Here is a 16,810-nt window from a genome sequence, read left to right on the forward strand (position 1 = left end):
TTTTTTAATCAAATTCATAACACATTTTGCCAACTAATAGTATACACTATTAAAATAAATGTGTTATACTATTTATCGAGATACCTACATGGCAGACAAATTATATTTAAAGGATGGTATTAGTATATGAAGACAGTTGATGTAAACTTTGAATTAAACGAATTACTTACTAGTAATCAAATGTATAACCAACTAAGCGTTTCTGAGTTAGTTGAAAAAGTCCTAACAAGACAAGAAGGAATTTTAACGTCAACGGGAGCAGTTAGCGTTTCAACAGGCAAATATACTGGACGTTCACCTAAAGATAAATTTATTGTACAAGAGGCATCTGTTGAAAATTTAATCGATTGGGGTTCAGTAAATCAACCAATCTCTGCTGACGTATTCGAAAAATTATATAGCAAAGTACTTAACTACTTAAAAGATCGTAACGAATTATTCTTATTTAAAGGATTTGCTGGTGCAGATACTGAGTATCGTTTACCTATCCAAGTAATTAACGAATTTGCATGGCACAACTTATTTGCTCATCAATTATTTATTCGCCCAACTGAGCAAGAACTTACAACACATGAAGCAGAGTTTACAATTGTTTCTGCTCCGACATTTAAAGCAGACCCTGTAGTTGATGGAACAAATTCAGAGGCATTTGTTATTGTATCATTTGAAAAGAAAATAATCTTAATTGGTGGTACGGAATATGCTGGAGAAATGAAAAAATCTATTTTCTCAATCATGAATTTCCTATTACCACAAAATAATGTTTTACCAATGCACTGTTCTGCTAACGTTGGTAGCGAAGGCGATGTAGCATTATTCTTTGGACTTTCAGGAACTGGTAAAACTACATTATCTGCAGATGCAGACCGTAAACTAATCGGTGATGACGAGCACGGCTGGTCAGATAATGGTGTATTCAATATTGAAGGCGGTTGCTACGCTAAATGTATCAATTTAACATTTGAAAAAGAGCCACAAATTTTCTCTGCAATTAAATTTGGTACAGTTTTAGAAAATGTAGTTGTTAAACCTGATAGCCGTTTAGCTGACTATGATGATACAACTTTAACAGAAAATACTCGTGCTGCATACCCAATGCAAGCAATTCAAAATATCATTGAGCCAAGCGTTGCTGGACATCCACATGCAATTATCTTTTTAACTGCTGATGCATTTGGAGTATTACCTCCAATCAGTAAATTAACAAAAGAGCAAGCTATGTACCACTTCTTAAGTGGATTTACTAGTAAATTAGCAGGTACTGAGCGTGGTGTTACTTCTCCACAAGTAACATTCTCAACATGTTTCGGATCACCATTCTTACCGCTTCCAGCTGTAGAATATGCAAAAATGCTTGGTGAAAAAATTGAAAAGCATAATGTAAATGTATTCTTAGTAAACACTGGTTGGACTGGTGGAGAATACGGTGTTGGTAAACGTATGAATCTATCTTACACAAGAGCAATGGTTCACGCTGCACTTGAAGGTGATTTAAACAACATTGAAACTACTCAAGATGAGTTTTTCGGTTTAGCAATTCCAACTCATGTACCTGGTGTACCTGATAGCGTATTAGTCCCTTCAACAACTTGGGAAGATAAATCAGCTTATGATCAAAAAGCTCTTGAATTAGTAACTAAATTCAAAGAAAACTTCAAAAAGTTTGAAGGCTTTGATGCTCAATTGGCTGAACTTGGTGGACCTTTAAAATAATCTAATAAAGTAAAATGTAAAGGCTGTCCAATAAGTCGGGATTTATGACTTATTGGTAGCCTCTTTTTATTTTCAGTATTAAAAAACAACCTCACTCATTAAAAGGAAATTATTAACATTTAAAGAATAAGATTAAAGTAACATTAAATAAACTGAACATGGATAATAATCACTATTTATTTATCGAATTAAATGGAGGATTAAAATGAGATCCATAAAGATATTAACTCTGATTTTTTCATTTACTGCAATTTTATTAACTTCCTTGTTTTTATTTAATACTGGTACCTCGTCTAAAAATTTAGATAAGCATGTTTCACTATCTTCTAAAGAAATTGAGCCAAAAATTGAATCATTATCCAAAAGATATTATGAGATCAAAGATTCTGTGGATAATCAATTACTTTATGGAGTTGAATATTATTTGGTCTTATCAGTACCAGAACGTTATAAAAACGATATAGAAAATGCTCAAATAGAAATCCTACTACCTAAAAAAGTCCAAACAATATTTGGAGTCAATATTGAAGAAATCAATCATAATCAAAGATACAAAATCAATAATGGAAGAGCCGTTTTTAATCTCTCTAGTTCTATTGCTACTTCAAATATAACAATAGATCAAAAAAATTATATTAAAAATCATCATGATCTTTACACTATAAAAATTTTTTCTAATGAAAATAAATTAATAAAAAGCATTGTTATAAAAGTAAAAAATTTTAATAAGAATTGAAAAGTTACATATAAAAAATGAGCCAATCTTCGGCTCATTTTTATTTTTTAAGTTTTATTAGGATATTATTTTTCAACTGGTCTATTCCCCATTGAAATAGAGATACGATTCCAACTGTTAATTTGATTGATTGTGAATACAAGATTTACGTATTCTTTTTCGCTAAAGTGTTTACTTACACGATTATATAGATCAGCAGATATACCTTTATTCGAAATTAGTGTAATATGCTCAGTTAACTCCAAAGCTGCTTTTTCAGCATCTGTGTAAAAATCACAATCTCTCCATGCACTAACACAGTATAAACGTTGTTCAGTTTCTCCTATTTCCCTCGCTTCAGAGGAATGCATGTCAAGGCAAAATGCACAACCATTTATTTGTGAAGCACGAATTTTAATCAGTTCACGAAGTTTATGATCTATACCCGTTGTTTTAATATACTTTTCCATTTCCATCATTATTTTAAGTGCTTCTGGTGCTAATTTTGAATAATTAATTTGTTTTTCCATTTTAATTCCCCCTAAAAAAGTTAATTCTAAAAATAATTGAACTAAATGTAGTTTTTGGAAATACTTAAATTAGCGACAAAGTTAATCTACGATTCACATTATCTATATTAAAACGTTTATTTCATTATGTCAAACACCTTTTACGTTTGAATTGTTCTTAAAAGTAAATGTTTGACAAAGAAATAAAACATTTCTAAGATTAATTAAAAATAATCTCATTTATGAAGAAGGTGTTTTCATGCAATATAGCGTTGGAGTTGAGTATGCACTTCATTGCCTTGTTTATTTAATTGACACTCCTGAAGATTCTCCAATTGGAATAAAGGAACTATCCTTCTTTCAAGGTGTTTCAGATACATATCTTTCAAAGATTTTTAGTAAGCTGTCTAAAGCTGGTATTGTAAGTTCCGTTCCCGGAGTTAAGGGTGGCTTCAAACTTGCCAAGTCACCAGAAGAAATTTCTTTTTGGGATGTAATTGAAGCAATTGAAGGTCCTAAACCAATCTTTCAATGTAAAAATATTAAAGATAACGGATATCTTTATAGAGAAAAAGGTTGTACTCCAAGTGCCACCTGCACGATTAATTTAGTCATGCTCTCTGCCGAAGAAAAAATGCATGATTATTTACGTAATAAAACACTTTCATGGTTAAACAAAGAATTAGAAAGTGTTTTACCTAACGAAATACGGGAAGATACTCGAAATTTTTTTTCAAAGAGTAAATAAAAAACCTCTCTAATTTCCTAAAAAAGGAAGTAAGAGAGGTTTTTCTTTGTTCAACCACCTAAAGACTTACACATAAGTAACCGAGCTATTTTAGTAGAGTCAGTACTCCGCATTCACCCATTTTCTCCTATTGCATAGGCTAATTGTATATTTTCGATTAGGAGGGATTAAATGAAAATCAAATGGCTCGTTATTTTGTTTTTATTAGTTGCTTCTATTTTAGGTGCATGTTCGAAAGATAAACCTAAAGATGGTACTACAAAGGTGAGAGTTGCAGAAGTGACACACTCATTATTCTATGCACCTCAATATGTGGCTATTAGTGAAGGAATCTTCAAAAAGCATGGATTGGATGTTGAGATCACAACTACTGCTGGTGGAGATAAAACTATGACTGCTGTATTGTCAAACGGTGCAGATATAGGATTAGTTGGGCCTGAAACAACAATATATGTATACGCTCAAGGTGCAAATGACCCAGTGAAAAGCTTTGCCCAATTGACTCAAACTGATGGCACATTTCTAGTAGCTAGAAATCAAACGGTACCATTTAATTGGGATCAACTAAGAGGCAAAACATTTTTAGGTCAAAGAAAAGGTGGAATGCCACAAATGGTTGGCGAATATGTCCTAAGTAAACATGGGATCGATCCACATAAAGATTTGAACCTTATTCAGAATATTGACTTCGCAAATATCGCGAATGCATATGCTTCAGGTACTGGAGAATATGTTCAATTATTTGAACCTACCGCAAGTATTATGGAAAAAGAAGGAAGAGGTAAAATCGTTGCTTCATTCGGCTTGGAATCTGGAAAAGTACCTTACACTGCTTTTATAGCAAAAGAAAGTTATTTGAAGAAAAATGCGAAAACAGCTCAACAATTTACAGATGCAATATATGAAGCTGAACAATGGGTTGATACTCACTCTGCAGAAGAGATTGCAAAAAGTGTAGCACCATTCTTTAAAGATACTCCTTTAGACATTTCAATAAAAGTTATAGATCGCTATAAGTCTCAAAATTCTTATTCAACAAATCCAATATTAGAAAAAGATGAGTGGAATAATCTTCAAAAGATTATGAAGAACTCTGGTGTATTACCAAAAGAAGTTCCACACTCAGTTTTAGTAGATACAAAATTTGCCGAAAAATCTACGGAGAAGTAGTAGGTTAACAAAATGAGTTATCTAACAGTTAATGATATTTCTCATGTATTTTTATCGAAGGAAAAGGCAATTAAAATATTGGATGGCTTAACGTTTGAAGTTGAAAAAGGTGAATTTGTATCTGTATTAGGTCCAAGTGGCTGCGGAAAAAGCACACTTTTATCGATCATTTCTTCATTGCTTACCCCATATGACGGTTCAGTAAAGTTTAAAGGTAAGCCTTATGATATAAAATCGGGAGAAATTGGTTACATGCTTCAGCATGACTATTTATTCCCTTGGAAAACAATTAAAGAAAATATCTTTCTAGGTCTTCAGATTCTAGATAAGGATACCGAAGAAAATAAAAATCGAACGCTAGAATTGTTAAATGAAGTTGGATTAAAGGATTATGAAAATGCATACCCAAGAGAACTATCCGGTGGGATGAGACAACGTGTTGCATTAGTAAGAACTCTTTCTACAAGTCCATCAATTGTATTATTAGATGAACCATTTTCCGCTCTAGATTATCAAAATAAAGTAAAGCTTGAAGAGTTAGTTTTCAACTTATTTAAGAAGTTAAATACTACTGCTATCTTAGTAACACACGATATTGAAGAAGCAGTAGCCATGTGTGATCGGGTTATTACGCTAACAAATGCTCCTACTAAAATATCAAAAATTTTCAATTTACCAGAAGAATTACGTATTCGCTCCCCTTTTGAAACACGACACCAATCACTCTTTTCTTCTTATGTTTCTGCGATTTGGAAGGAGTTGGAGAAACGTGGCTAAAGTAAATGACGAACTAAAATCCTATCACGCCAGTATCGTCAAAAAAAATCGCCGTAAAAAGCTACTCATATTTTTCTTCCAACTATTAATTATTATTGTCTTTTTTATAGCTTGGGAGCTTTTAAGTCATCGAAGAATAATTGATCCTTTATTGTTTAGTTCACCTACTAAAATTTACGATTTACTCAGCGCAAAATTGGGAGATGGCTCTATTTATCATGATGCTATGACTACAATCACTGAAACTCTCGTAGGATTTATTTTAGGAACAATTATCGGGGTCATTCTGGCCATCATTCTTTGGTGGTATCCATTTGCCTCGAAAGTCCTTGATCCATTCTTAGTAGTCTTTAATGCCATGCCAAAAGTCGCTCTTGGTCCAATCATCATTGTAATTTTTGGTCCTTCATATTCGTCCATTATTGCGATGGGAATCATAATAAGTTTTGTCATAACAGCGCTGGTTATCTATCAAGCCTTCTTACAGGTAGATGAAAATTATGTAAAAGTCATTAAAAGTTTTGGAGCTACTAAAACTCAAATCTTTAAAAATGTGATCTTTCCTGCTAGTATACCTACCGTCATTTCCACATTAAAAGTAAATGTCGGATTAGCTTGGGTAGGAGTGATTGTCGGAGAGTTCTTAGTTTCAAAAAGCGGACTTGGCTATTTAATCGTTTATGGTTTCCAAGTATTTAATTTCACTCTTGTTCTAATGAGTGTATTTATCATAAGTGTATGTGCTGGTTTGATGTATATTATTGTTGAATTTATTGAAAGAAAAACTATAAAGAAATAATTTGAGGTAATTTGAGAAAAAGTATAGGAACGTAAAAAAGCTCACTTAACTTAGTGAGCTTTTTTCACGCCGTTCAAAAATAATCTTGTCAATTAATTACCAAATTTTCGTAAAAGAGTAGAGTGATGATGATTTCCACTACGGGGTGATTGATAGGGCGAGACCTGAGCCTCCTCGGTGAGCCTGCGGGGTCTCAGCCTTCCCGCATATCCCATAGGAGTCGAGCCACCCTCCATTCCAATCAACTTATTCATCAAAAAAAGGTTACGTTAAAAAGCTAATTTAATATCCTTTACTTAAAATAACAGTTTATTAATCAGTTCATGGGTAAGTATATTAGCTCAAACTTCAAAGTTAGTTACTCATAAAGGCTCCATGAGTAAGTAAAATAGCTCAATCTTAATAATTGATTACTCATGAATCTTATATTACGGTGTCTAATTTATAATGAAACAGTAAAAAAGCTCACCTTATAAAAGTGAGCTTTTTTTAGTATTCAAGTAACTTAAACTTTGTGAAAATACTTCGTCACGCATGATAAAACTAAATCGGCGATCTTTTTTTATGTTTGGTGGAAATTCGTCTAACAATACAGGGCCGTTTGTTTCAAAGTAGTGCTTTTGAGTTAAAAGTTCTCCTATTTCGGCAAAATAAATATTTTTTATGATAATTTTATCCTTACCTGTAACACGGTATTGCCCTAAATATTTAATTTTAGAAACATTTCCACCTGTTTCTTCTAAAACTTCACGTTTAGCTGCTTCTTCAGGTGATTCGCCTTCCTCGACTTTTCCGCCTGGGAATTCGTAACCTCTTCTTTGGTGGTCTGTAAGTAACCATTGGTCATTGTATTTACAAATAACCCAAACATGTTTTGGAGCGGGTGAAAATGGATGTTTCTCAAACGATAATTCAACTGTATTATGGTAAAAATCTTTAAATATGTACATTTTAACCTTCCTACATTCATACTTGTTTTTCCATTGTACTATTTCTATTAAAATGTTTCATCATTATTGAAATAATATTCCTGAAACTTTTATGAAAATATTTGATTGCCTTGCATATTGGCCAGTATACTATATCATAGTAGTATAACTATTTAGGAGGACATAGTATGACTGGAGTATTTATTGTTAGTGGTATTATTATCGTTGTTGTATTCGGTGCTTTCGTTCTTACTGTAAATAAAGGATATGGTGTACAACACAAAGTCGATAAGCTAGAAGACGTAAAAATGAAAAATAACCATGAAGAGAAATAATTCTAGCAGACGAAAGGTTTGTATATGAATAAAATTTTAATTGGAATCATTAGATTTTATCAAAAATGGATTTCACCTGCAACGCCACCATCATGTAGATTCTATCCAACTTGCTCAAGTTATGGACTAGAGGCATTACAAACCCATGGTGCGCTTAAAGGAACCTATTTAACGACTAAAAGAATACTTAAGTGTCACCCACTACATCCAGGTGGATATGATCCTGTACCTGATAAAATAAATAAGGAAACAAAAAAAGATACGGTCAAAGAAACTTGAAACGAAAAACAAGTTTAATTTGATCGTATTTTTTTATTAGGTTATTTCTATATAGATTGACTGTGTGTTGAATTCCTAGCGGAGACCTGAGCTACCAAATTTCTATTTTTGAGAAGAATATTTATAAATCTTTTTAGAAATGCTTCGGATTCTCTCTTCATCCACTTCTACCCCTAAACCTGGTTTAACCGGTACATTAACTTTTCCATTTATTAAAGATACCTCTGGAAAAATGAGATCTTGCTCCCAATGTCTAGATGAAGCCGAAATATCTCCTGGTATTGTAAATCCGGGTAGAGATGCTAGTGCAACGTTTTGAATTCTAGAAATCCCTGTTTCAATCATGCCTCCAACCCAAATTGGAATATTCTTTTCTACACAATAATCATGAATTTCAATTGATTTAGTTAATCCCCCGACTCTCCCAGGCTTTACAGTAATGATTTCGCAAGCTTTTAATTCATACGCAATTTTAACATCCTCTAAGGAACATATACTTTCATCTAAACAGACTGGCGTAGAAATTTCCTTTTGAAGAATGGCGTGCTCGATGAATTGGCGTTCGCCGAAGGGCTGTTCAATCATTAACAGATTAAATTCATCTAATTTTTTTAGTTTGGGAATGTCTTCAATCGAATAATCTGAATTGGCATCAATCATTAGAGGGATTGTTGGATAGCTATTTCGTATAGTTGATACAATTTCATAATCATTTTCTTTTGAAACTTTAACTTTAAATCGATCATAGCCTTCTTCTATATATGCACCAATTTGTTTCAACATTTTTATTGGCTCGTCTATACTAATTACAACCCCAACTGGTATATCCGCCTTATTGCCCCCTAAAGCTTGTGCTAAAGTGATTGAATTTAGTTTACTATACAAATCCCAATATGCACCTTCAAGCCCAGATTTAGCCATTTGATTGCCTTTAAATTGATTTAATAAGATCGCTATTTCACTTGGATGATTAAACTGTTTATTTAATAGGGTTGGTATAAAGAAATCATTTAAAGTATGAAGAGCTGTTTGAATCGTTTCCTCGGTATACCAAGGTTCTGAAAAAGCAACGACTTCTCCATAACCGCATATTCCATTAGCATCTAAAATTTTAACAATAATACTTTCACGTTTTTCATATGTACCATAGCTTGTTTTAAAAGGTATTTTTAGAGGCTGTTCAATTAAAAATAATTCAATTTGCCAAATCAACATGTTTATTCCCCTTATAGAAGCTTAAGTAGCTCTCTTCTAACTAGCTTGTTTGTTGCATTTCTTGGTAGGTTGTCTACATAAAATATTTCCTTTGGTATTTTATACCCTGCGATTTTATCTCGACAATACTCGATAAGTTCTTCTTGTGACGGAGGATTAGAGGATTTACTTACAACAAATCCAACAGGTACTTTTCCCCAATTTGGGTCTTCTTTGCCTGTTACACCAGCTTCAATGATATCTGGATGCGATAATAATACTGATTCAATCTCTGCTGGATATATATTCTCTCCGCCTGAAATAATTAAGTCACTTCGACGGTCAACTACAAATAAAAAACCATCCTCATCTACATAACCCAAATCTCCTGTATATAGATACTCAGACGAATCTGATAACTTAGCAAGTTTATAATAACCTTTACTCACGTTTGGTCCCTTGACTACAATTTCTCCTACTTCTTTTGGTAAACAAGTTCGATGATCGTCCCTTATTTCTAGCGTACATCCAAATAAAGCTTTACCTGCCGAACCAATTTTAGAAAGCATATATTCAGGAGAAAGGGTTGCAATTTGTGAACAAGTTTCAGTCATTCCGTAAGTTTGATATACTGGCACATTTAATGCTCTTGCCTTTTGTAAAAGAGGTAACGGAGCAGGTCCTCCACCAAGTAAAGCTGCCCTTACGCTATTTAAATCATTTGTACCCTCAACAATCGTTAAGAGGTCATTTAATACTTTTGTTACAACTGATAGAATTGTTACATTATGCTCTTTAACACAGTCCTTAATGGTATGTGCATCAGCTTTATTCGTTAACACAATTTTCATGCCATAAATCGCACTTTTATATACAGTAGATAAGCCGCCCACATGGAACATCGGCAAACAAACTAACCATACATCTTTATGATCTAATCCTAAATTTAATACTGAAGCAATTGCACTGCTCCAATGATTAAAATAAGTTTGTAACACTGCTTTTGGGAAACCCGTTGTACCAGATGTGAACATCATAGTTGCGATTTTATCTCCGTCAAAATTTGACTTTATCGGAAATTCCTTAGATCCACAGTTCTCCATTTCATTACTATTTAACAGTTTTATATTTTCAGGTATTTTTATCGTATTTGAATTCGCCACGATTAAAAATTCAGAATCACTATTTTCTAATTGATATACTATTTCGTCATCACTTAATCTTATATTCAGTAAAATTGATGTTGCTCCAATATAATGAAGTGCATAAACAACTTCTATAAATTCAACGGAATTATTCATTAAAACCGAAACATGAGATCCGTCTTTAATGCCACAATAGTGAAATTTGTATGCAAGATTGATAACTCGATCATGTAACTCCTTAAACGTAATTTCGTCCCCATCTGTTGCAATTGCTATTCGACTAGGAGTTAATCTGACTCTCTCAAGCAAAAAATTCGGAATTTGGTTCATCATAAAACACTTCCTGACTATTTTAAAAATGTACAAAATATTATTTAAAGAAAACTCTCCGATTGGCGAGCCTTTAGGCGTAGACAGAAGCGTAGTTGCACATATATTTAATCAATTACGAGATTTCTTCTCCGCTGCCAATTTATACTTTCAATGTGCAAAAAAAGCTTGATGATTTCTCATCAAGCTTTTATCATCTTTCAAATCAAGGAAAACGTGGGAACTTATCGAAATCAGGTGTACGTTTTTCTTTAAATGCATCGCGACCTTCTTTTGCTTCTTCAGTTGTGTAGTAAAGAAGTGTTGCATCTCCAGCTAGCTGTTGAAGTCCAGCTAATCCATCTGTATCTGCATTCATTGCTGCTTTTAAGAAGCGAAGTGCAGTTGGACTCTTTTCTAGCATTTCTTCAGCCCATTTAACTGTTTCAGCTTCTAATTCTTCTAAAGGTACTACTTTATTTACTAAGCCCATATCTAATGCTTCTTGTGCATTATATTGACGGCATAAGTACCAAATTTCACGAGCTTTTTTGTGCCCTACTATACGAGCTAAATAGCCTGAACCATAACCAGCATCAAAGCTACCTACCTTTGGACCAGTTTGTCCAAACTTAGCGTTTTCAGCAGCGATTGTTAAGTCACATACTACGTTTAATACGTTACCTCCACCAATTGCATAACCAGCAACCATTGCAATTACAGGCTTTGGAATAACACGAATTAAACGTTGTAAATCTAATACATTTAGGCGAGGAATGCGGTCTTGTCCAACGTAACCACCGTGTCCGCGAACACTTTGGTCTCCCCCAGAACAGAATGCTTTTCCACCTTCACCTGTTAAAATAATAACACCAATTTTTTCGTCGTCTCTTGCATATGCAAAAGCATCAATCATTTCTGAAACTGTTAATGGTGTAAATGCGTTATGTACGTGCGGACGATTGATTGAAATTTTAGCGATTCCATTATATGTAGAATATATAATTTCTTCATACTTTCTTTCTTGTACCCATTCAATAGTCATGAATTTTCCTCCTTTTCACTTTTCAATAAAAACCCAATTACTATTGTAGCAAATTTTTCCGAATGTTCCACATGAATTGCATGGCCTGCATGTGGAATTTTAATAATTTCGCTATTTTTTAGCCTCTCGTTCATTTTCCCCATTATTAAGTAAAACTTTTCATCATATTCGCCGCAAACTAATAAAGTAGGTTTTTTAAATTGCTCCAAATCACTCCATAAAGATGATTGAATGCCCGTGCCCATCCCTTTTAGACTATTACTTAAGCCAATTGGTGACTGATTTAATCTTTCTTGTTTAATCTTTTGCTGTGACTCTAATGTCAAATTCTTTTGAGTTGAAAATAACGGAATGTTTTCCCAATAATTAACAAATTCTTCAATACCTTCATTTAGGATCATTGAAGATAAATGATTGTCTTGTTCAATTCGAGCTAATCTTTCATTTTCAGTTATAAGACCAGCCGTGCAGCTTTCTAAAATAAGCGATCTAATTTTTGTTGGATAGGCTAAAGCGAAATAGAGGGCTAGTCTACCTCCCATCGAATAGCCTAATAGATGCACAGAATTAATTTGCTTTTGTACTAAAAAATCATGTAAATCTTTAGCAGCAAACTCCATTCTATACCGCTCATCATTAATTGGACAATCTGTCTTTCCATGTCCTAATAAATCAATTGCTATTACATGATAATTTTTTTCTAGTTTACTTATTAAACTTCCCCATGTATCCTTTGAACCTGTGAAACCATGCAATAATAGAATTGTTTGCCCTTGGCCAGATTCAATATATGAATATGTGACCTCATTTATTATAATTTCCATGAACAAGAACACCTAATTTCATTTCTCGTATTCTGCTTTTACAATGCTCCAAACTTTTTGATGAAGCTCATAATTTTCTTTACGATTTGTCTGAATTTCAATTACATGTAATCCATTATTCTTTTTCGCTAATTCATCTTCAAGCTCAAACCAATTTTGAATTTTCGTATGAACACCACCGAAAAGGGCTGTTGCATGCTCGAATTCTAATCCTAAAGGAGTTCCGAATAGTGCCTCGAAATGTTTTTCTTCTTTTGATTGAGGTAAAAATGAGAAGATTCCACCTCCATCATTATTAACAAGTATCACTCTTAAAGGTAAATGATGTAGTTTAGAAAGGACTAGACTATTTAAATCATGATAGAAAGATAAATCTCCAATTAATAATGTTACACATTCTCCAGCTGCTGCCATTCCTAATGCGGTAGCAATTGTCCCGTCTATTCCATTTACCCCTCGATTACAAGCAATTTTTAACTTTTTAGATTGGCTAAGTAAAAACGTATCCACATCACGAATAGGCATACTGTTTGAAACAAACAATGTACTTTCTTCAAGTAAATTTTTTGCTAAAGCTTGAACGATTTTCCCTTCAAAAAGTTCATCAAACTGTTCTGCTTGTTGTAGTCCATTTTTTGTTTTTTCATTAATTGTTTTCCATTTATTCAACCAATCTATTTCTAGACTACTTGTTTTCTGATATGACTCCAATATTGCATTACAAAACTGAATATCATCACAAGAAATCATTTGAGTTGCTTTTAACGTCGGATCCCTCCATAAGTCTCCTTCATCAATTACAATTAGCTCGCAATCTTTTTGCCTTTGTACATATTGGCTAAACGTTTTAGAAACAGGCATTGCCCCGAAACGTACGATCACTTCAGAATCAAGTGAATCCACAACGTCTTCAAAACGAAGAAATGTATCATATGTATCAATTACATTCGAGTCTTCATTACCACTAATTGTTCTTCCATTTGAAAGAGGATCACACAGAACTGGATAGTCTAATAAATTCCCTAAAGCTTTAATCTTTTTTAAAGCTCCTTCTTCAACGTATGGACCACAAACTAATAAGCCTTTTCTTTTTGATTGAAAAAGCTTGGTGAACTCACTACTTGTTTCGTTTGAAATTGTCGCAAGAGTTTCAGTAAGTATAGTGTGTGCAGAATTTTTACGCTTTCCTGCTGAAAATAAATCATCAATCGCAAAGTTTGGAACAAGTGGTTCTCGAAGTGGCACATTCATATGTACTGGCCCCATTGGAGCGGTCACACAAGAACGGTAAAGTCGATTAACGCTTGAACGTGCATATTGGTACATTGCCTCAGAAGCTTCTGGTAAGGCTAGCTCAATGAATTTTTTTACAAATGAACCGTATAAACCAATTTGATTCATAGCTTGTGGTGCGCCTATATCTCGAAGCTCATGTGGTCGATCAGCTGTCAATACGATTAATGGAATTCTAGATTCTTTTGCTTCAGAGATAGCTGGCATATAGTTAGAAGCAGCTGTTCCAGAAGTACAGATTAATACTGTAGGCTGTTTCGTGCTTTTAGCGATACCTAAAGCAAAAAATGCTGCCCCTCTTTCATCTACTGCGATATAAGACTTTAATTTTGGATGCTCATTTACTAACATCGATATTGGTGTAGAGCGTGATCCTGGACTTATTACAACGTTTTGAATATTTAGTGCACTTATTTCATCTACAAGAGCACCAATATATTTTGTTAGTGCTTCATTATCTTTCATTTCGTAACCCTCCTAATGCATTTAGCATTGGCAGAAACTTTACACCAGTTTCAAAAAATTCTTCCTCTGGTTTTGAATCTTGTACAACACCACAACCGGCATATAATTTTGCTTTATCTTCTTTAATTAAGGCACTACGTATACCTACAGCAAAATCACCATTTCCGTTTAAATCAATCCAACCTATCGGTGCACCATACCATCCCCGGTCCACAGGTTCAAGTTCACGAATTAATTTACATGCCTCTTCCTTAGGAAATCCTCCAAGTGCAGGTGTTGGATGTAATGCTTGAATTAATTCAAATAAAGAAACATGATTATATAATTTCCCTTCAACTGGCGTGAATAAATGCAATAAACTTTTTGTCGCCATTATTCTTGGTGTTGAAGGAATTGATAATTCATTACAATATTGTTGGAGCGTTTCTCGTATATAGTTTACAACAAAAGCATGTTCACCATTATTTTTTTTACTATTTAATAACCAATCGGCTGCTTCTGTGTTTTCTTCCTTAGTTATTCCTTTTGCGGCAGATCCAGCAAGACACATCGAAGAAACTGTATTATTTTTCTTAGAAATTAATCTCTCAGGTGTAGCGCTTATAAATACAGTATCTTTTAATTGATAAGAAATAACATAGTTAACATTTCTTGTTGCTTCTAGTTCATAAATTACTTTTGTTGAATTTACTTCTGAAGAAAATGTTGCATTTAAAGTTCGATTTAAAACAACTTTTTCTAATTTTTCGTTTTTCATTTGATGAATTGCTTCTTTTACACTCTGAATCCATTCATTTGGTTCAAATTCATCTTTGTTAATACATTCTGATTGTGTAAAGCTTGGTTGCTTCATTCCAAACTTTTCTAAAAAGTCATCATATTCTTTATATTGAAGCAATAAATCCTCTACTGAAGTTTGTTCATTTATTTCATAATTAGAGGTGATGAATGTCCCTTCGTTTGTAACCGTCACCATTAATTTAGGTACATAGAAATGAGAGGTACCAAAATTCTTCCAATCTTGATCATTTTTATAGTTATCAAAAAAAGAGAAACCCCCAAGAGCTATCGGTCCTGTACCAAAGCAATTTTCTTGCTCGATATACACTTGCTCTCCAAAGCGTTTCCATTCTTTTTCTATTGCAGAATACTGTTCTTCTGTACTATGATGAAAAGGAACTAAAGTACCAATTCCTGTGAGAATTAACGAGTTTTCTTGGTTTGACCAATAAAAGCGTTCAGTAAAACCCAATTCATGATAAAAATGGTAAACACTTAGGGGATGGATATTCATTATTTTTTCCACTTTACAAATGAAGCGTTTTGAACAAGCTTTTGCCTTTTGAAGAGAATGCTCAAAGAAGGCAATCGATTCCAGTTGACCTGTTCTAAGCATAATAGTTCCCCCTAGCTTAAATATACGTTAAATACATGATATAACTAAAGATACAACGATGAATGTAGACTGTCAATTTTATGAAGTTCGTCCATACTTTTTTAAAGTAAAATGACCTACATTTTCAAATAATATTAAAAAGGAGGATGTTAACATGCAACCAACTGTTCAATCTCCAACTTCCTCAACAGGTTTTAGAACATGGTGGAATTTATTAAGACCACATACATTAACCGCAGCGTTCATTCCTGTTGCGATTGGAACAATGTTAGCGCACATAGATCACTCATTTCATTTACTTTTATTTCTTTCAATGCTTATTGCAAGTTTACTGATCCAAGCCGCTGCAAATATGATTAATGAATATTATGATTATAAAAGAGGGCTAGATCATGAAGGTTCTGTCGGTATCGGAGGAGCAATCGTAAGGGATGGTATTAAACCTTCAACTGTCTTAAATCTTGCTTTTACTTTTTTTGGTATCGCTCTTCTACTAGGCATTTATATTTGTATTCAAAGTAGCTGGTGGATAGCAGTTATTGGACTTATTTGTATGGCAGCAGCTTATTTTTATACTGGAGGACCACTTCCAATCGCATACACTCCATTTGGTGAGTTAGTTGCGGGCTTTTTTATGGGAATTGTAATTATTGGTATTACTTACTATATTCAAGCTGGAAATTTACCATCAAATGTGATCTTACTTTCTATTCCTACTTCAATTACAATTGGAGCAATTTTAACAGCAAACAATATTCGTGACCTAGATAATGACAAGGAAAATGGACGAAAAACACTTGTTATCTTATTAGGTAAAAAGAATGCAATTATCTTTATAGGTTCACTATTTGCCGTTGCATATGCTTTAGTTATTGTATTTGTTATCATGAATTTAATTACACCTTTTGCACTTATTTCATTAATAAGTATTCCTGTTGCAATAAAAGCAACAAAAGGATTTATAGGTAAAACTCAACCAATGGAAATGATGCCAGCCATGGCAGCAACAGCAAAAACAAATACTATAATGGGATTCCTTCTTGTTATAGGCTTAATAATTGGAAATATTTTTTCCTAATTAAGACAGAACAATTCCTCAAAAAACTTAATTCATGTTTTCCTCCTTTTTGAACAAAATATGGATAGTCATATTCATTTTTTGAAA

Annotated in this window: 17 protein-coding genes; 9 read left to right on the plus strand and 8 right to left on the minus strand. The window is 33.4% G+C overall.

The genetic code is table 11. The features are described from left to right. The first annotated feature begins 126 nt into the window (after positions 1-126). Together pckA and AB1282_RS02000 are read left to right on the plus strand one after the other, a co-directional pair. Positions 127-1,713 carry a phosphoenolpyruvate carboxykinase (ATP) gene (gene pckA, locus AB1282_RS01995; RefSeq protein ID WP_056473293.1) on the plus strand — a complete coding sequence of 529 codons (1,587 nt, stop codon included), beginning with the start codon at positions 127-129 and terminating at the stop codon, positions 1,711-1,713. 205 nt (positions 1,714-1,918) lie between these two features. After that, on the plus strand, positions 1,919-2,449 hold the full coding sequence (locus AB1282_RS02000) for a hypothetical protein (RefSeq protein WP_056473292.1): 531 nt from the start codon (positions 1,919-1,921) through the stop codon (positions 2,447-2,449). A gap of 65 nt (positions 2,450-2,514) precedes the next feature. Here AB1282_RS02000 and AB1282_RS02005 read toward each other — a convergent pair whose 3' ends face one another. Continuing rightward, a complete protein-coding gene (locus AB1282_RS02005; RefSeq protein WP_429898332.1) occupies positions 2,515-2,958 on the minus strand; it encodes a carboxymuconolactone decarboxylase family protein in 444 nt (147 codons plus the stop codon). A gap of 238 nt (positions 2,959-3,196) precedes the next feature. Between AB1282_RS02005 and AB1282_RS02010 the strand changes: the two genes are divergently transcribed. From AB1282_RS02010 to AB1282_RS02025, 4 genes are all read left to right on the plus strand, one after another. Beyond that, complete coding sequence (locus AB1282_RS02010) at positions 3,197-3,685, plus strand: RrF2 family transcriptional regulator (RefSeq protein WP_056473288.1); 489 nt, start codon at positions 3,197-3,199, stop codon at positions 3,683-3,685. A 177-nt stretch (positions 3,686-3,862) separates the two neighbouring features. Next, complete coding sequence (locus tag AB1282_RS02015) at positions 3,863-4,855, plus strand: ABC transporter substrate-binding protein (protein ID WP_390309961.1); 993 nt, start codon at positions 3,863-3,865, stop codon at positions 4,853-4,855. A gap of 12 nt (positions 4,856-4,867) precedes the next feature. Further along, the gene (locus AB1282_RS02020) at positions 4,868-5,632 is read left to right on the plus strand and encodes an ABC transporter ATP-binding protein (protein ID WP_056473285.1); all 765 of its coding nucleotides are present in this window, start codon (positions 4,868-4,870) and stop codon (positions 5,630-5,632) included. Next, positions 5,625-6,431: an ABC transporter permease gene (locus AB1282_RS02025; protein ID WP_390309569.1), complete on the plus strand. Its 807-nt coding sequence runs from the start codon at positions 5,625-5,627 to the stop codon at positions 6,429-6,431. The genes AB1282_RS02020 and AB1282_RS02025 overlap by 8 nt, the downstream gene beginning before the upstream one ends. A gap of 470 nt (positions 6,432-6,901) precedes the next feature. Here AB1282_RS02025 and ytkD read toward each other — a convergent pair whose 3' ends face one another. After that, complete coding sequence (ytkD, locus tag AB1282_RS02030) at positions 6,902-7,381, minus strand: RNA deprotection pyrophosphohydrolase (protein ID WP_056473282.1); 480 nt, start codon at positions 7,379-7,381, stop codon at positions 6,902-6,904. 167 nt (positions 7,382-7,548) lie between these two features. On the opposite strand from ytkD, the gene ytzI reads away from it, so the two are divergent. Further along, complete coding sequence (ytzI, locus tag AB1282_RS02035; RefSeq protein WP_156339697.1) at positions 7,549-7,695, plus strand: YtzI protein; 147 nt, start codon at positions 7,549-7,551, stop codon at positions 7,693-7,695. A 24-nt stretch (positions 7,696-7,719) separates the two neighbouring features. Next, complete coding sequence (yidD, locus tag AB1282_RS02040) at positions 7,720-7,974, plus strand: membrane protein insertion efficiency factor YidD (RefSeq protein WP_056473280.1); 255 nt, start codon at positions 7,720-7,722, stop codon at positions 7,972-7,974. Between the two features lie 102 nt (positions 7,975-8,076). Here the strand turns inward: yidD and menC are convergent, their stop codons facing one another. From menC to AB1282_RS02070, 6 genes are all read right to left on the minus strand, one after another. Beyond that, positions 8,077-9,189 (minus strand): o-succinylbenzoate synthase, encoded by a 1,113-nt coding sequence (gene menC / locus AB1282_RS02045; protein WP_056473279.1) that lies wholly within the window; start codon positions 9,187-9,189, stop codon positions 8,077-8,079. Positions 9,190-9,200: 11 nt separating this feature from the next. Beyond that, positions 9,201-10,646 (minus strand): o-succinylbenzoate--CoA ligase, encoded by a 1,446-nt coding sequence (locus tag AB1282_RS02050; RefSeq protein ID WP_429898333.1) that lies wholly within the window; start codon positions 10,644-10,646, stop codon positions 9,201-9,203. A 202-nt stretch (positions 10,647-10,848) separates the two neighbouring features. Next, a complete protein-coding gene (menB, locus tag AB1282_RS02055) occupies positions 10,849-11,667 on the minus strand; it encodes a 1,4-dihydroxy-2-naphthoyl-CoA synthase (RefSeq protein ID WP_429898334.1) in 819 nt (272 codons plus the stop codon). Then, positions 11,664-12,491, minus strand: a complete 828-nt coding sequence (menH, locus tag AB1282_RS02060; protein ID WP_429898335.1) for a 2-succinyl-6-hydroxy-2,4-cyclohexadiene-1-carboxylate synthase — start codon at positions 12,489-12,491, stop codon at positions 11,664-11,666. The genes menB and menH overlap by 4 nt, the downstream gene beginning before the upstream one ends. An 18-nt stretch (positions 12,492-12,509) precedes the next feature. Beyond that, positions 12,510-14,249 (minus strand): 2-succinyl-5-enolpyruvyl-6-hydroxy-3-cyclohexene-1-carboxylic-acid synthase, encoded by a 1,740-nt coding sequence (gene menD / locus AB1282_RS02065; RefSeq protein ID WP_429898336.1) that lies wholly within the window; start codon positions 14,247-14,249, stop codon positions 12,510-12,512. Then, positions 14,239-15,645 (minus strand): isochorismate synthase, encoded by a 1,407-nt coding sequence (locus AB1282_RS02070; protein WP_390309561.1) that lies wholly within the window; start codon positions 15,643-15,645, stop codon positions 14,239-14,241. The genes menD and AB1282_RS02070 overlap by 11 nt, the downstream gene beginning before the upstream one ends. A 154-nt stretch (positions 15,646-15,799) precedes the next feature. Here AB1282_RS02070 and AB1282_RS02075 point away from each other — a divergent pair, with 154 nt between their 5' ends. Further along, the gene (locus tag AB1282_RS02075; protein WP_429898337.1) at positions 15,800-16,723 is read left to right on the plus strand and encodes a 1,4-dihydroxy-2-naphthoate polyprenyltransferase; all 924 of its coding nucleotides are present in this window, start codon (positions 15,800-15,802) and stop codon (positions 16,721-16,723) included. Positions 16,724-16,810: the final 87 nt, after the last annotated feature.

The sequence above is a fragment of the Gottfriedia sp. S16(2024) genome (genome assembly GCF_050473765.1).
Classification (GTDB): Bacteria; Bacillota; Bacilli; order Bacillales; family Bacillaceae_G; genus Gottfriedia.

Bases quoted from the DNA above. Each gene is read 5' to 3' on its own strand.
- AB1282_RS02000 (WP_056473292.1), top strand. From the start codon at position 1,919: ATGAGATCCATAAAGATATTAACTCTGATTTTTTCATTTACTGCAATT.
- ytkD (WP_056473282.1), bottom strand. From the start codon at position 7,381: ATGTACATATTTAAAGATTTTTACCATAATACAGTTGAATTATCGTTT.
- menB (WP_429898334.1), bottom strand. From the start codon at position 11,667: ATGACTATTGAATGGGTACAAGAAAGAAAGTATGAAGAAATTATATAT.
- AB1282_RS02050 (WP_429898333.1), bottom strand. From the start codon at position 10,646: ATGATGAACCAAATTCCGAATTTTTTGCTTGAGAGAGTCAGATTAACT.
- AB1282_RS02020 (WP_056473285.1), top strand. From the start codon at position 4,868: ATGAGTTATCTAACAGTTAATGATATTTCTCATGTATTTTTATCGAAG.
- menD (WP_429898336.1), bottom strand. From the start codon at position 14,249: ATGAAAGATAATGAAGCACTAACAAAATATATTGGTGCTCTTGTAGAT.
- AB1282_RS02010 (WP_056473288.1), top strand. From the start codon at position 3,197: ATGCAATATAGCGTTGGAGTTGAGTATGCACTTCATTGCCTTGTTTAT.
- yidD (WP_056473280.1), top strand. From the start codon at position 7,720: ATGAATAAAATTTTAATTGGAATCATTAGATTTTATCAAAAATGGATT.
- menC (WP_056473279.1), bottom strand. From the start codon at position 9,189: ATGTTGATTTGGCAAATTGAATTATTTTTAATTGAACAGCCTCTAAAA.
- pckA (WP_056473293.1), top strand. From the start codon at position 127: ATGAAGACAGTTGATGTAAACTTTGAATTAAACGAATTACTTACTAGT.
- menH (WP_429898335.1), bottom strand. From the start codon at position 12,491: ATGGAAATTATAATAAATGAGGTCACATATTCATATATTGAATCTGGC.
- AB1282_RS02005 (WP_429898332.1), bottom strand. From the start codon at position 2,958: ATGGAAAAACAAATTAATTATTCAAAATTAGCACCAGAAGCACTTAAA.
- AB1282_RS02070 (WP_390309561.1), bottom strand. From the start codon at position 15,645: ATGCTTAGAACAGGTCAACTGGAATCGATTGCCTTCTTTGAGCATTCT.
- ytzI (WP_156339697.1), top strand. From the start codon at position 7,549: ATGACTGGAGTATTTATTGTTAGTGGTATTATTATCGTTGTTGTATTC.
- AB1282_RS02075 (WP_429898337.1), top strand. From the start codon at position 15,800: ATGCAACCAACTGTTCAATCTCCAACTTCCTCAACAGGTTTTAGAACA.